At 42.9% G+C, this 14,632-nt stretch carries 15 protein-coding genes; all 15 read left to right on the top strand.

Going from position 1 to position 14,632, the window contains the following annotated elements; translation table 11 throughout:
* The first annotated feature begins 185 nt into the window (after positions 1 to 185).
* Positions 186 to 890: a helix-turn-helix transcriptional regulator gene (locus EHE21_RS17235; protein ID WP_023583301.1), complete on the top strand. Its 705-nt coding sequence runs from the start codon at positions 186 to 188 to the stop codon at positions 888 to 890.
* Between the two features lie 9 nt (positions 891 to 899).
* The gene (gene tusD, locus EHE21_RS17230; protein WP_088494384.1) at positions 900 to 1,295 is read left to right on the top strand and encodes a sulfurtransferase complex subunit TusD; all 396 of its coding nucleotides are present in this window, start codon (positions 900 to 902) and stop codon (positions 1,293 to 1,295) included.
* Positions 1,295 to 1,663 (top strand): sulfurtransferase complex subunit TusC, encoded by a 369-nt coding sequence (tusC, locus tag EHE21_RS17225; protein WP_194951358.1) that lies wholly within the window; start codon positions 1,295 to 1,297, stop codon positions 1,661 to 1,663. The genes tusD and tusC overlap by 1 nt, the downstream gene beginning before the upstream one ends.
* A gap of 31 nt (positions 1,664 to 1,694) precedes the next feature.
* Positions 1,695 to 1,988, top strand: a complete 294-nt coding sequence (tusB, locus tag EHE21_RS17220; RefSeq protein WP_098941725.1) for a sulfurtransferase complex subunit TusB — start codon at positions 1,695 to 1,697, stop codon at positions 1,986 to 1,988.
* A gap of 127 nt (positions 1,989 to 2,115) precedes the next feature.
* Positions 2,116 to 2,490, top strand: coding sequence for a 30S ribosomal protein S12 (gene rpsL, locus EHE21_RS17215; RefSeq protein ID WP_004236497.1), 375 nt, complete (start codon positions 2,116 to 2,118; stop codon positions 2,488 to 2,490).
* Between the two features lie 98 nt (positions 2,491 to 2,588).
* On the top strand, positions 2,589 to 3,059 hold the full coding sequence (gene rpsG / locus EHE21_RS17210; RefSeq protein ID WP_004246897.1) for a 30S ribosomal protein S7: 471 nt from the start codon (positions 2,589 to 2,591) through the stop codon (positions 3,057 to 3,059).
* 78 nt (positions 3,060 to 3,137) lie between these two features.
* Entirely contained in the window at positions 3,138 to 5,252 is a 2,115-nt protein-coding gene (gene fusA, locus EHE21_RS17205; RefSeq protein WP_088494386.1) for an elongation factor G, read from the top strand.
* A 67-nt stretch (positions 5,253 to 5,319) separates the two neighbouring features.
* Positions 5,320 to 6,504: an elongation factor Tu gene (tuf, locus tag EHE21_RS17200; RefSeq protein WP_088494064.1), complete on the top strand. Its 1,185-nt coding sequence runs from the start codon at positions 5,320 to 5,322 to the stop codon at positions 6,502 to 6,504.
* Positions 6,505 to 6,776: 272 nt separating this feature from the next.
* Positions 6,777 to 7,154, top strand: a complete 378-nt coding sequence (gene secE, locus EHE21_RS17195; RefSeq protein ID WP_023583091.1) for a preprotein translocase subunit SecE — start codon at positions 6,777 to 6,779, stop codon at positions 7,152 to 7,154.
* A gap of 7 nt (positions 7,155 to 7,161) precedes the next feature.
* Positions 7,162 to 7,707, top strand: coding sequence for a transcription termination/antitermination protein NusG (nusG, locus tag EHE21_RS17190; protein WP_004246900.1), 546 nt, complete (start codon positions 7,162 to 7,164; stop codon positions 7,705 to 7,707).
* A gap of 146 nt (positions 7,708 to 7,853) precedes the next feature.
* Positions 7,854 to 8,282: a 50S ribosomal protein L11 gene (gene rplK / locus EHE21_RS17185; protein ID WP_088494387.1), complete on the top strand. Its 429-nt coding sequence runs from the start codon at positions 7,854 to 7,856 to the stop codon at positions 8,280 to 8,282.
* Positions 8,283 to 8,286: 4 nt separating this feature from the next.
* Positions 8,287 to 8,988, top strand: coding sequence for a 50S ribosomal protein L1 (gene rplA, locus EHE21_RS17180; protein WP_072064767.1), 702 nt, complete (start codon positions 8,287 to 8,289; stop codon positions 8,986 to 8,988).
* Positions 8,989 to 9,314: 326 nt separating this feature from the next.
* Positions 9,315 to 9,812 carry a 50S ribosomal protein L10 gene (gene rplJ / locus EHE21_RS17175; RefSeq protein ID WP_006534706.1) on the top strand — a complete coding sequence of 166 codons (498 nt, stop codon included), beginning with the start codon at positions 9,315 to 9,317 and terminating at the stop codon, positions 9,810 to 9,812.
* A gap of 63 nt (positions 9,813 to 9,875) precedes the next feature.
* On the top strand, positions 9,876 to 10,241 hold the full coding sequence (gene rplL / locus EHE21_RS17170; RefSeq protein ID WP_023583093.1) for a 50S ribosomal protein L7/L12: 366 nt from the start codon (positions 9,876 to 9,878) through the stop codon (positions 10,239 to 10,241).
* Positions 10,242 to 10,593: 352 nt separating this feature from the next.
* Entirely contained in the window at positions 10,594 to 14,622 is a 4,029-nt protein-coding gene (rpoB, locus tag EHE21_RS17165) for a DNA-directed RNA polymerase subunit beta (protein ID WP_072071066.1), read from the top strand.
* The last annotated feature ends 10 nt before the right edge of the window (positions 14,623 to 14,632 follow it).

Here is a 14,632-nt window from a genome sequence, read left to right as displayed (position 1 = left end):
ACAAAGCTCTTATTCTAAGTCACTTGACGTAGATCTTCTGGCGATCTAACGTCAGAATCGTTCTTAATTCTGTTTTTATATTTAAATTTTTTTAATATTGAATTGATCCGCAATGACGAATCGTTATAAAAAATAGAACCTCAAGTCATTATCATAATTAAAGCCTTTAAGGATTATATAATCAAATGTCTAGCCCGTTATTTAATGGTGACAGCAGCGAGTTTGAAAAACTAGATAGCCGACCTTTTACTCAAACTGATCACGAAATACTAAAGTCCTATGAAGCAGCTGTGGATGGTTTGGCAATGCTCATCGGCAATCATTGCGAAATCGTATTGCACTCTCTGGAAGATTTGAAATGTTCAGCGGTTAAAATCGCGAATGGAGAACATACTGGTCGTAAGATTGGTTCTCCAATTACCGATTTGGCATTACAAATGTTACATGACATCACAGATGAAGATTCAAGTTTTTCAAAGGCTTATTTTACTAGAGCAAAAAGTGGTGCATTGATGAAGTCAATCACGATTGCTATTCGTAATCGTGAACGTCGTGTCATTGGTTTATTGTGTATTAATATGAACCTTGATGTTCCATTCTCTGAAATAATCAAAACCTTTATTCCTGAAGAAACGCATGAAGTTGCATCCGATGTTAACTTTGCCTCATCTGTCGATGATTTAGTGGCTCAAACATTAGAGTTTACGATTGAAGAAGTAAATAATGATCGTGAAGTTGCGAATAATGCCAAGAATAAACAAGTGGTGTTAAGCCTTTATGAGAAAGGTATTTTTGATATTAAAGATGCCATCAATCAGGTTGCAGATCGCTTAAATATCTCAAAACATACTGTGTATCTCTATATTCGCCAGTTTAAAAATGGAGAATAAGGCAACATTATGAGTTCCTTGACATATTGTTTAGTGGTTACAGGGCCTCATTACGGAACTGAACAAGCTTCAAGTGCCTATTTGTTCGCAAATGCCCTTCTTGAAAAGGGGCATCAAATTTCACAAATTTTCTTCTATCGAGAAGGTGTTGTGAATGCTAATAAATTGGTATCGCCTGCAAATGATGAATTTGATCTCCCTAAAGCGTGGGTTACATTGGCGAAAGAACATCAAATTCCCCTGCATGTTTGTGTTGCCGCCGCATTGCGTAGAGGAATTATCGATGAGCAGCAGGCAAAAGAGCAGGAAATGGATAGCCATAACATGGCAACTGAATTTGAGTTAAGTGGGTTGGGTTCACTGGCTCAAGCGATGTTAACCTGTTCCCGTGTGGTGCAATTTTAATGAAGAAAATGAATTCAATCGCATTCCTTTTTACTCAAGCACCTCATGGTAATAGTGCAGGGCGAGAAGGTTTAGATGCTTTACTCGCAACCTCTGCATTAACAGAAGATATTGGTGTTTTTTTTATCTCTGATAGTGTGTTTCAACTTGTTGAAAATCAACAACCTGAAGGAGTGCTATCACGTCATCATGCTGCAACATTTAAAGTGCTACCCTTGTATGATGTGACAAACGTCTATATATCACAGAAAGACATGGCTCATCGTGGATTATCCTCTCAAACTTCTTTTGTGTTGGATGCACAGGTGATATCCCAAGAAGATATTGCTCAAAAATTGAGTGAATATGATGTGGTATTACGCTTTTAATACAGAAGTTAGTCAGGAAGGTTGAACGGTTATGTTGTATACTTATTCTGTCTCTATTTATCAAAGTGATTTAGAGGCTTTTTTATCTTTATTGACAAAAGAAGATGATGTTTTGTTAATACAAGATGGTGTACTGGCAGTTCTTGAAGACAATCCCTTATTAAAATATTGTCTCCAACAGCAAATTTCAGTTTACGCATTAATTGATGATGTTTTGGCAAGAGGCTTAAAAGATCAAGTATCTCATCACATTAAACTTATCAATTATGGTGATTTTGTCGATTTAACGGTAAAACACCCCCAACAAATTCATTGGGGAGCGTAGAATTGCTGTATAATTCTTGACACATGAGCCCGTCAGCAATAAAATTCTGCGTCCTCATGTTTTGTCTTGTTGACAAGACAGAGTTCAAATCCGTGTTTACGAAGCAAAAACCAGGAGCTTTTTTTAAATGGCAACTATTAACCAGCTGGTGCGCAAATCTCGTAGCTCGAAAGTTGTTAAAAGCAACGTTCCAGCTCTGGAAGCTTGCCCGCAAAAACGTGGCGTATGTACTCGTGTATATACTACCACTCCAAAAAAACCAAACTCAGCACTGCGTAAAGTATGCCGTGTGCGTTTGACTAACGGTTTCGAAGTTTCTTCCTACATCGGTGGTGAAGGCCACAACTTGCAGGAACACTCCGTAATCTTAATCCGTGGTGGTCGTGTTAAAGACTTACCAGGTGTGCGTTACCACACTGTTCGCGGCGCGCTGGACTGTTCCGGTGTTAAAGACCGTAAACAAGCTCGTTCTAAGTACGGTGTGAAGAAGCCAAAGGCTTAATGGTTCTCCGTTAAGTAAGGCCAAACATTTTTTCACCATTAATGTCAAAATAAACTCATTGAGTTTTGGACAACCCTGAATTTAAACGGAGTATTTCCATGCCACGTCGTCGTGTAATTGGTCAACGTAAAATTCTGCCAGATCCTAAGTTCGGATCAGAACTGCTGGCCAAATTTGTAAACATTCTGATGGTAGACGGTAAAAAATCTACTGCAGAATCTATCGTATATAATGCGCTTGAGACCCTGGCTCAGCGTTCAGGCAAAACTGAACTGGAAGCGTTCGAAATCGCATTAGATAACGTACGTCCTACTGTGGAAGTTAAATCCCGCCGTGTTGGTGGTTCAACTTACCAAGTTCCAGTTGAAGTACGCCCAGTTCGTCGTAATGCATTAGCAATGCGTTGGATTGTTGAAGCTGCTCGTAAACGCGGTGATAAATCCATGGCTCTTCGCCTGGCAAATGAATTATCTGATGCGGCTGAAAACAAAGGCGCTGCTGTTAAGAAACGTGAAGACGTTCACCGTATGGCAGATGCAAACAAGGCGTTCGCACACTACCGTTGGTAATCCACGGAGTATCGCAACTCTTTTCAGGACAGCTCTGCTGTCCTTTACCTGAATTGAACGCCCACGAGAGAGGAAAAAATGGCTCGTCAAACCCCCATAGCACGCTACCGTAATATCGGTATCAGTGCGCACATCGATGCCGGTAAAACCACTACAAGTGAACGTATTCTGTTTTATACCGGTGTAAACCATAAAATTGGTGAAACTCACGAAGGTTCAGCAACAATGGACTGGATGGAGCAGGAGCAGGAACGTGGTATTACTATCACATCCGCAGCAACTACTGCATTCTGGTCTGGTATGGCTAAACAGTTTGAGCCTCACCGTGTAAACATCATCGACACCCCGGGACACGTTGACTTCACAATCGAAGTAGAACGTTCTATGCGTGTTCTTGATGGCGCGGTTATGGTTTACTGTGCAGTTGGTGGTGTTCAGCCTCAGTCAGAAACAGTATGGCGCCAGGCTAACAAATATCATGTACCACGTATCGCGTTCGTTAACAAAATGGACCGTATGGGTGCAAACTTCCTGCGTGTTGTTGAACAAATCAAAACACGTCTGGCAGCAAACCCAGTTCCACTGCAAATCCCAGTAGGCGCTGAAGAAAATTTCACCGGTGTTGTTGATTTAATTAAAATGAAATCAATCCGTTGGAATGAAGAAGACCAAGGTGTTACCTTCGAATACGAAGACATTCCTGCAAATCTGCAAGATTTAGCTGAAGAATGGCACAACAACCTGGTTGAATCTGCTGCTGAAGCATCAGAAGACCTGATGGACAAATATCTGGGCGGTGAAGAACTGACAGAAGCAGAAATCAAAGCTGCTCTGCGTAAACGCGTTCTAGATAACGAAATTATCCTGGTTACCTGTGGTTCTGCATTTAAGAACAAAGGTGTTCAGGCAATGCTGGATGCGGTAATTGAATACCTGCCAGCACCAACAGATGTTCCTGCTATCAACGGTATGTTACCAGACGGTAAAGATACTCCAGCAGAACGTCATTCAAGCGACGAAGAGCCATTCTCATCTCTGGCATTCAAAATCGCTACTGACCCATTTGTTGGTAACTTAACATTCTTCCGTGTGTACTCTGGTGTTGTAAACTCAGGTGACACAGTTCTGAACCCGGTTAAAGACAAAAAAGAACGTTTTGGCCGTATTGTTCAGATGCATGCTAACAAGCGTGAAGAAATTAAAGAAGTTCGTGCGGGCGACATCGCTGCTGCTATCGGTCTGAAAGACGTAACTACAGGTGATACTTTATGTGCAATTGATGCACCAATCATCTTAGAACGTATGGAATTCCCAGAGCCAGTAATCTCTGTTGCTATCGAACCTAAGACTAAAGCTGACCAAGAAAAAATGGGTATCGCTCTGAACCGTCTGGCTCAAGAAGATCCATCTTTCCGCGTATCAAGCGACGAAGAAACTGGTCAGACTATCATTGCTGGTATGGGTGAGCTGCACTTAGACGTGTTAGTTGACCGTATGCGTCGTGAATTTAAAGTTGAAGCGAACGTAGGTAAACCACAGGTTGCTTACCGTGAAACTATTCGTGATACAGTAACTGATATCGAAGGTAAGCACGCGAAACAATCTGGTGGTCGTGGTCAGTACGGTCATGTTGTTATCGACCTGTCTCCATTACCAGCAGGTGGTGAAGAGAACTACGTATTTATCAACGATATCGTTGGTGGTGTAATTCCTAAAGAATTCATCCCAGCTGTTGATAAAGGTATTCAAGAACAGCTGAAATCTGGTCCATTAGCAGGTTACCCTGTTGTGGATATTCAGGCTCGTTTACATTACGGTTCTTACCATGATGTTGACTCCTCAGAAATCGCGTTTAAAATTGCCGCATCAATGGCATTTAAAGACGGCTTCATGAAAGCTAAGCCAATTCTGCTTGAGCCAGTCATGAAAGTTGAGATTGAAACGCCAGAAGATTACATGGGCGACGTTATCGGTGACTTAAACCGTCGTCGTGGTATGGTTGAAGGTATGGACGATCTGCCTACCGGTAAGATCATCCGTGCTCAAGTACCACTGGCTGAGATGTTCGGTTATGCAACTGACCTGCGTTCACAAACTCAGGGTCGTGCTTCTTACTCTATGGAGTTCTTGAAGTACAACGAAGCGCCTAGCAACGTCGCTCAGGCTATTATCGAAGCTCGTAAAGCGAAATAAGATCCTTTCGAGTTCAATTTAGTTTACGCTCCCTCTAATTGAGGGAGCGATATTAAGGAATATAGTCGTGTCTAAAGAAAAATTTGAACGTTCAAAACCGCACGTTAACGTTGGTACTATCGGCCACGTTGACCACGGTAAAACAACTCTGACTGCTGCAATCACTACAGTTTTAGCTAAAACTTACGGTGGTGCTGCTCGTGCATTCGATCAAATCGATAACGCACCAGAAGAAAAAGCTCGTGGTATCACCATCTCTACTTCACACGTAGAATATGACACTCCAACTCGTCACTACGCACACGTAGACTGCCCAGGTCACGCCGACTATGTTAAAAACATGATCACTGGTGCTGCGCAAATGGACGGAGCTATCCTGGTTGTTGCTGCGACTGATGGCCCAATGCCACAAACTCGTGAGCACATCCTGTTAGGTCGTCAGGTTGGTGTTCCTTACATCATCGTATTCCTGAACAAATGTGACATGGTAGATGATGAAGAGTTACTGGAATTAGTAGAAATGGAAGTTCGTGAACTTCTGTCTCAGTACGATTTCCCAGGTGACGACACTCCAGTAATCCGTGGTTCAGCGCTGAAAGCACTGGAAGGCGAAGCTGAGTGGGAAGCAAAAATTGTTGAATTAGCAGAAGCACTGGATTCATACATCCCAGAACCAGAGCGTGCAATTGACAAACCATTCCTGTTACCAATCGAAGACGTATTCTCAATCTCAGGCCGTGGTACAGTAGTAACTGGTCGTGTTGAGCGTGGTGTTGTTAAAGTTGGTGAAGAAGTTGAAATCGTTGGTATCAAACCAACAGTTAAAACAACTTGTACTGGCGTTGAAATGTTCCGTAAATTACTTGACGAAGGTCGTGCAGGTGAGAACGTTGGTGTTCTTCTGCGTGGTACTAAACGTGAAGAAATCGAACGTGGACAAGTACTGGCAAAACCAGGTTCAATCAAGCCACACACTAAATTCGAATCAGAAGTTTATATTCTGAGCAAAGATGAAGGTGGTCGTCATACTCCATTCTTCAAAGGCTACCGTCCACAGTTCTACTTCCGTACAACTGACGTAACTGGTACTATCGAATTACCAGAAGGCGTAGAAATGGTAATGCCAGGTGACAACATCAACATGATCGTTGAACTGATTCACCCAATCGCGATGGACGACGGTTTACGTTTCGCTATCCGTGAAGGTGGCCGTACAGTAGGTGCGGGCGTTGTTGCTAAAGTATTAGGTTAATTACTCGCGTAATTTCCTAGAGAAGGGCATCAATTGATGCCCTTTTTATGCGTTGTTTGAAAAAGAACCTATCTCATCACTAGTTTGCTGTAAATTATTGGTGAGATAGGCTCTGATACAACGAATCGAGTCCAGTATCTTGCAGATACGAATGTCATAGAGATATGACACTGTGTCAGATGCAATCATAGTTGATTTTATGGTTAGTCTGATTTGTTTTGCTCTTGCGAGGCAAGCTGGCTATTTATTTACATCATATGACAGGTTAATTTATGAGTGCGAATAGCGGAGCTCAAGATAGCAAACGCGGTGGTGATATCGCTAAGTGGATCATTACCGTTTTATTGCTGGCAGTAGCAGTGGGTGGCAACTATCTTTACCGTGAATTTAACCTAGCGTTACGAGCTTTAGCTGTTGTTGCTTTGTTCGTAGCAGCGGGTGGGATCGCGTTGTGGACAACACAAGGTAAAGCAACATTAGCATTTGCTCGCGAAGCGCGTATTGAAATGCGTAAAGTAGTATGGCCAACACGTCAAGAAACATTGCAGACAACCCTGATTGTTGCTGCGGTGACGGCTATTGTGTCATTAGTTCTTTGGGGACTGGATGGCATTCTGGTTCGTTTTGTTTCCTTTATTACTGGCCTGTGAGGTGTTCATGACTGATTCTCCAAAAAAACGCTGGTATGTCATTCAGGCTTTTTCAGGCTTTGAAGGCCGTGTTGCACAGTCTCTGCGTGAACATATCAAATTAAACGAAATGGAAGACTCATTCGGCGAAGTTATGGTTCCAACCGAAGAAGTGGTTGAGATCCGTAGCGGTCAACGTCGCAAAAGTGAGCGTAAATTTTTCCCAGGCTATGTTCTTGTCCAAATGGTCATGAACGATGCAACTTGGCACTTAGTACGTAATGTACCTCGTGTTATGGGATTCATTGGCGGAACGTCTGACAGACCTGCACCAATTAGCGATAAAGAAGTTGATGCGATTATGAATCGCTTACAACAAGTTGGTGATAAACCGCGTCCTAAAACACTGTTTGAACCAGGTGAGATGGTTCGTGTTAGCGATGGTCCATTCGCTGACTTTAACGGTGTTGTTGAAGAAGTTGATTACGAAAAAAGCCGCTTAAAAGTCTCTGTATCAATCTTTGGTCGTGCAACACCAGTTGAATTAGACTTTAGTCAGGTTGAAAAAGGTTAAACCTTTTTACGTTGCTTTCTTGCAAAAGGTGGAAAAGTTATCTACAATTTTCCACCTTTCGTTTTGAGTTGTTTTGCCATAAGGCAAAACAAAGTAAAATCGGGGAGCCCTAGCCGGGCGATATACCCAAATTGAGGAATTAATTAATGGCTAAGAAAGTCCAAGCCTATATCAAACTGCAAGTTTCTGCAGGTATGGCTAATCCAAGTCCACCAGTTGGTCCAGCTCTGGGTCAACAAGGTGTTAACATCATGGAATTCTGTAAAGCATTCAACGCTAAAACTGAAAGCGTAGAAAAAGGTTTACCAATTCCTGTTGTTATTACAGTTTATGCTGACCGTTCTTTCACTTTCGTTACCAAAACTCCTCCAGCAGCAGTTCTGCTGAAGAAAGCGGCGGGCGTGAAATCAGGTTCTGGCAAACCGAACAAAGAGAAAGTAGGTAAAATTACTTCTGCTCAAGTTCGTGAAATCGCAGAAACTAAAGCTGCGGACCTGACTGGTGCTGACGTTGAAGCTATGATGCGTTCAATCGAAGGTACTGCTCGTTCCATGGGCCTGGTAGTGGAGGATTAATCTGATGGCTAAACTAACCAAGCGCATGCGCAATATCCGTGAGAAAGTTGAAGTAACTAAACAGTACGAAATTACTGAAGCTGTTGCTTTACTGAAAGAACTGGCTACTGCTAAATTCGTTGAAAGCGTTGACGTTGCTGTTAACCTTGGCATCGATGCACGTAAATCAGATCAAAACGTTCGTGGTGCAACTGTACTTCCACACGGTACTGGCCGTTCAGTTCGCGTTGCTGTATTCGCACAAGGTGCAAATGCAGAAGCTGCTAAAGAAGCAGGCGCTGAATTAGTCGGTATGGACGACTTAGCTGCTAAAGTTAAAGCTGGCGAAATGGACTTCGACGTTGTTATCGCATCTCCAGATGCAATGCGCGTTGTAGGTCAATTAGGTCAAATCCTTGGCCCACGTGGCTTAATGCCAAACCCGAAAGTGGGTACTGTAACTCCTAACGTTGCTGAAGCAGTTAAAAATGCTAAAGCTGGTCAGGTTCGTTACCGTAACGACAAAAATGGTATTATCCATACCACTATCGGTAAAGTTGATTTCAACGAAGCTCAGTTGAAAGAAAACTTAGAAGCTCTGCTGGTTGCTCTGAAAAAAGCAAAACCATCAGCAGCGAAAGGCGTTTATATCAAGAAAGTAAGCCTGTCTACCACTATGGGTGCAGGTGTTGCTATTGATCAAGCTAGCTTGAGCGCGACAGTTTAATCTTAGATTAGACTAAAGTCATAAAAGACTTTACCTTGGCGTCAAATTTGTATAGAATTTGACGCCTTGAGTTTAGCTATGTTGTATTTTATTTAAGTCGACATAACTAAATTCTCTGAATTTCGGTTGGAGTCTGGCCTATCCAGACCCCGTCCAAGACCGCAGGTGTAAGTAATTACTTAATTTTCCTGCGTAGACGGTGAGAGAGCCAATAAAGAATTATATATTCTGGATTCTACTCACCGTGTTTTAGCGCTTATACCATTGTGGTAATAAGTGATGTGAGTCCCGAGTTTTTACTCGGTTAATCCAGGAGCAAGAAGCTAATGGCACTAAATCTTCAAGACAAACAAGCGATTGTTGCTGAAGTCAGCGAAGTTGCCAAAGGTGCGCTTTCTGCAGTTGTTGCGGATTCCCGTGGCGTTACTGTAGCTAAAATGACCGAACTGCGTAAAGCATGTCGTGAAGCTGGTGTTACTGTACGTGTAGTACGTAACACACTTCTGCGTCGTGCTGTTGAAGGTACTTCTTATGAAGTACTGAAAGATGCATTTGTTGGTCCAACCTTGATTGCATTTTCTGCTGAACATCCGGGCGCTGCAGCTCGTCTGTTCAAAGATTTCGCGAAAGCGAACCCAGCATTCGAGATTAAAGCGGCTGCCTTTGAAGGTGAGTTTATCCCAGGTTCGAACATCGATCGTCTGGCTACACTCCCAACTTACGATGAAGCAATCGCACGCCTGATGGCAACCATGAAAGAAGCCTCTGCAGGCAAATTGGTTCGCACTCTGGCTGCTCTGCGCGATCAGAAAGAAGCTGCTTAATAGCCAATTTCTTCGTTGCTTTATTTACGTATAAACTTTTTCTGAATTTTAGGAACACTTGTTATGTCTATTTCTAAAGACGATATCTTAAACGCAGTTGCTGAAATGTCTGTAATGGACGTTGTTGAACTGATCTCTATGATGGAAGAAAAATTCGGTGTATCTGCTGCTGCAGCTGTTGCTGTTGCTGCGGGTCCAGCAGAAGCTGCTGAAGAGAAAACTGAATTTGACGTTATCCTGAAAGCTATCGGCGGTAACAAAGTAGCAGTAATCAAAGCAGTACGTGGCGCTACCGGTCTTGGCCTGAAAGAAGCTAAAGACTTAGTAGAATCTGCACCAGCAGCTCTGAAAGAAGGCGTAAGCAAAGATGATGCTGAAGCTCTGAAGAAAGCTCTGGAAGAAGCAGGCGCTGAGGTTGAAGTTAAATAATTTAACTTCCCAGAGTGCAGCCTAACGGCTGATGGCTGGTGATTTTTTGGTCACCAGCCTTTTTGCGCTGTAAGGTAAGAGTCACTTTTTCACACTTTTTTGGTGTCTCATTACTTCAATATTTTTTGCTATTGACGACTTAATATACTGTGTTAATCACTACGATCCACGTTCTCGAAAGCTCGGTAGTGAGATCAGCACAATGAAATGATTTAAGAGTAATAGCAATGAATATTCGGAAAATAGTTGTTTTCCTACCTACAAAAAAACAGTGTTAGCAGAATGTCGAGCCATCCTTAAAAAAGTTAAGGACAGGCAGAGTGGGTCACTTTTCAGCGAGCTGAGGAACCCTATGGTTTACTCCTATACCGAGAAAAAACGTATTCGTAAGGATTTTGGTAAACGTCCACAAGTTCTGGATGTTCCCTATCTCCTTTCTATCCAACTTGACTCGTTCCAGAAGTTCATCGAGCAAGATCCTGATGGTCAAAACGGTCTGGAAGCAGCTTTCCGTTCCGTATTTCCTATCCAAAGCTACAGTGGTAATGCTGAATTACAATATGTCAGCTACCGCTTAGGCGAGCCTGTTTTTGATGTTAAAGAATGTCAGATCCGCGGTGTAACTTACTCAGCACCTTTGCGTGTAAAACTGCGTCTGGTCATTTATGAACGTGAAGCCCCAGAAGGCACCGTTAAAGACATCAAAGAACAAGAAGTCTATATGGGTGAAATCCCATTAATGACCGATAATGGTACTTTTGTTATCAATGGTACTGAGCGTGTTATCGTTTCCCAGTTACACCGTAGCCCTGGTGTGTTCTTTGATAGTGACAAAGGTAAAACACACTCTTCAGGTAAGGTACTGTATAACGCACGTATTATCCCTTATCGTGGCTCATGGTTAGACTTCGAATTCGACCCTAAAGATAACCTTTTTGTCCGTATTGACCGTCGCCGTAAATTACCTGCGACTATCATTTTACGCGCAATGAACTACAGCACTGAAGAAATCTTAGGATTATTCTTCGAAAAAACACTGTTTGAAATCAGCAACAACAAGCTGATGATGACATTAGTGCCTGAACGTCTGCGTGGTGAAACTGCTTCATTTGATATTGAAGCAAACGGCAAAGTGTATGTCGAAAAAGGCCGTCGTATTACCGCTCGCCATATTCGTCAATTAGAAAAAGAGCAAGTTGACCGCATTGAAGTACCTGTTGAATACATTGCAGGTAAAGTGGTTGCTCGTGATTATATTGATGAAGCGACAGGTGAACTGATTTGTGCTGCTAACATGGAAATCTCTTTAGATGTGTTAGCTCGCTTAAGTCAAGCTGGTCATAAAACGATTGAAACTCTGTTTACCAATGACTTAGATCATGGTGCTTATATTTCAGAAACTGTTCGCGTCGATCCTACAAACGATCGTTTAAGCGCGTTAGTTGAAATCTATCGCATGATGCGTCCTGGTGAACCACCTACACGCGAAGCCGCAGAAAACTTATTTGAGAACTTATTCTTCTCTGAAGATCGTTATGATCTTTCTGCTGTAGGTCGTATGAAGTTCAACCGTTCGTTAAGCCGTGACGAAGTTGAAGGTTCTGGCATCCTAAGCCAAGAAGATATCATTGAAGTAATGAAAAAACTGATTGATATCCGTAATGGTAAAGGTGAAGTGGATGATATCGACCACTTAGGCAACCGTCGTATTCGTTCTGTTGGCGAAATGGCTGAAAACCAATTCCGTGTTGGTCTGGTGCGTGTTGAACGTGCAGTTAAAGAGCGTCTGTCTTTAGGCGATCTTGATGCATTAATGCCACAAGATATGATCAACGCAAAACCGATTTCTGCTGCTGTCAAAGAATTCTTTGGCTCTAGTCAGTTATCACAGTTTATGGATCAGAATAACCCGCTATCAGAAATTACGCATAAACGCCGTATTTCTGCATTAGGCCCAGGTGGTTTGACCCGTGAACGTGCAGGCTTCGAAGTTCGAGACGTACACCCAACTCACTACGGTCGTGTGTGCCCAATCGAAACGCCTGAAGGTCCAAACATCGGTCTTATCAACTCATTATCTGTTTATGCACAGACTAACGAGTACGGTTTCCTAGAAACGCCTTACCGTGTTGTTGAAAACAACGCTGTAACAGATGAAATTCACTATCTGTCTGCAATTGAAGAAGGTAACTTCATCATTGCTCAGGCTAACTCCGTATTAGACGATGACAATCACTTCGTTGAAGAATTAGTTACTTGCCGTCATAAAGGTGAGTCAAGCTTATTTAGTCGTGACCAAGTTCAGTACATGGACGTTTCAACTCAACAGGTTGTTTCTGTCGGTGCTTCACTGATCCCATTCCTTGAACACGATGACGCCAACCGTGCATTGATGGGTGCGAACATGCAACGTCAGGCTGTTCCTACACTTCGTGGTGATAAACCACTAGTAGGTACAGGTATGGAACGTGCGGTTGCGGTTGACTCCGGTGTTACTGCGGTTGCTAAACGTGGTGGTGTTGTTCAGTATGTTGATGCTTCTCGTATCGTTATCAAAGTTAACGAAGAAGAGACTTACGCTGGTGAAGCGGGCATCGATATCTACAGCTTGACTAAATACACCCGTTCTAACCAGAACACATGTATTAACCAAACTCCTTGTGTATCTTTAGGTGAGCCTGTTGATCGCGGTGACGTGTTAGCTGATGGTCCTTCAACAGACCTTGGTGAGTTAGCATTAGGTCAAAACATGCGCGTGGCATTTATGCCATGGAATGGTTATAACTACGAGGACTCCATCCTTGTATCTGAGCGTGTTGTTCAAGAAGACCGTTTCACTACTATCCACATTCAAGAACTCGCTTGTGTCTCTCGTGATACTAAGTTAGGGCCTGAAGAGATCACAGCTGATATACCGAACGTCGGTGAAGCAGCGTTATCTAAACTGGATGAATCAGGTATCGTTTATATCGGTGCTGAAGTGAAAGGTGGCGACATTCTGGTTGGTAAAGTAACACCTAAAGGTGAAACTCAACTGACTCCAGAAGAGAAACTGCTACGTGCTATCTTCGGTGAAAAAGCGTCTGATGTTAAAGATTCTTCTCTACGTGTTCCTAATGGTGTGTCTGGTACAGTTATCGACGTACAAGTCTTCACCCGTGATGGCGTAGAAAAAGATAAACGTGCATTAGAAATCGAAGAATCACAGTTACGTGAAGTTAAGAAAGACTTAACTGAAGAACTGCGTATTTTTGAAGCTGGTCTATTCGCTCGTATCCGTGGTGTTCTGATTGCTGGCGGTATTGAAGCAGAGAAATTAGACAAATTACCTCGTGAACGTTGGTTAGAGCTGGGTATTGCGGATGAAGAGAAGCAAAACCAGCTAGAACAATTAGCTGAACAGTATGATGAACTGAAAGCTGAGTTCGCGAAGAAACTGGAAGCTAAGCGTCGTAAAATCACTCAAGGCGATGATTTAGCACCTGGCGTGCTGAAAATCGTTAAGGTTTACCTGGCTGTTAAACGTCAGATCCAACCTGGTGATAAGATGGCGGGTCGTCATGGTAACAAGGGTGTTATCTCTAAGATTAACCCAATTGAAGACATGCCATACGATGAAAATGGTAATCCAGTAGACCTCGTACTGAACCCACTAGGTGTACCATCACGTATGAACATCGGTCAGATCCTTGAAACTCACTTGGGTATGGCTGCTAAAGGTATCGGTGATAAGATCAACGCGATGCTGAAACAGCAACAAGAAGTTGCTAAGTTACGTGAATTTATCCAGAAAGCTTACGATCTGGGTATGGCACCTCGTCAGAAAGTTGATCTGGACACCTTCAGCGATGAAGAAGTGTTACGTCTGGCTGAAAACCTGAAAAAAGGTATGCCAACCGCAACACCAGTGTTCGATGGTGCAGAAGAAATGGAAATTAAAGAGATGCTGAAATTAGCTGATCTTCCAACTTCTGGTCAGATTACACTTTTCGATGGTCGTACAGGTGAACAATTTGAGCGTCCAGTAACTGTTGGTTACATGTACATGCTGAAACTGAACCACTTAGTTGATGACAAGATGCACGCCCGTTCTACCGGTTCGTACAGCTTGGTTACTCAGCAACCTCTTGGTGGTAAAGCACAGTTTGGTGGACAGCGTTTCGGGGAGATGGAAGTGTGGGCACTGGAAGCATACGGTGCAGCATATACTCTTCAAGAAATGCTTACTGTTAAGTCGGATGACGTTAACGGTCGTACCAAAATGTACAAAAACATCGTTGATGGTAACCATCAGATGGAACCAGGTATGCCAGAGTCGTTCAACGTATTGTTGAAAGAGATCCGTTCACTGGGTATCAACATCGAATTGGAAGACGAATAACGTATTCCAT

This window comes from Proteus sp. GOKU, from assembly GCF_015475555.1.
GTDB lineage: Bacteria > Pseudomonadota > Gammaproteobacteria > Enterobacterales > Enterobacteriaceae > Proteus > Proteus mirabilis_B.
The sequence above is the reverse complement of the archived record's forward strand: the minus strand, read 5'-3'. Positions and strand labels throughout refer to the sequence as shown.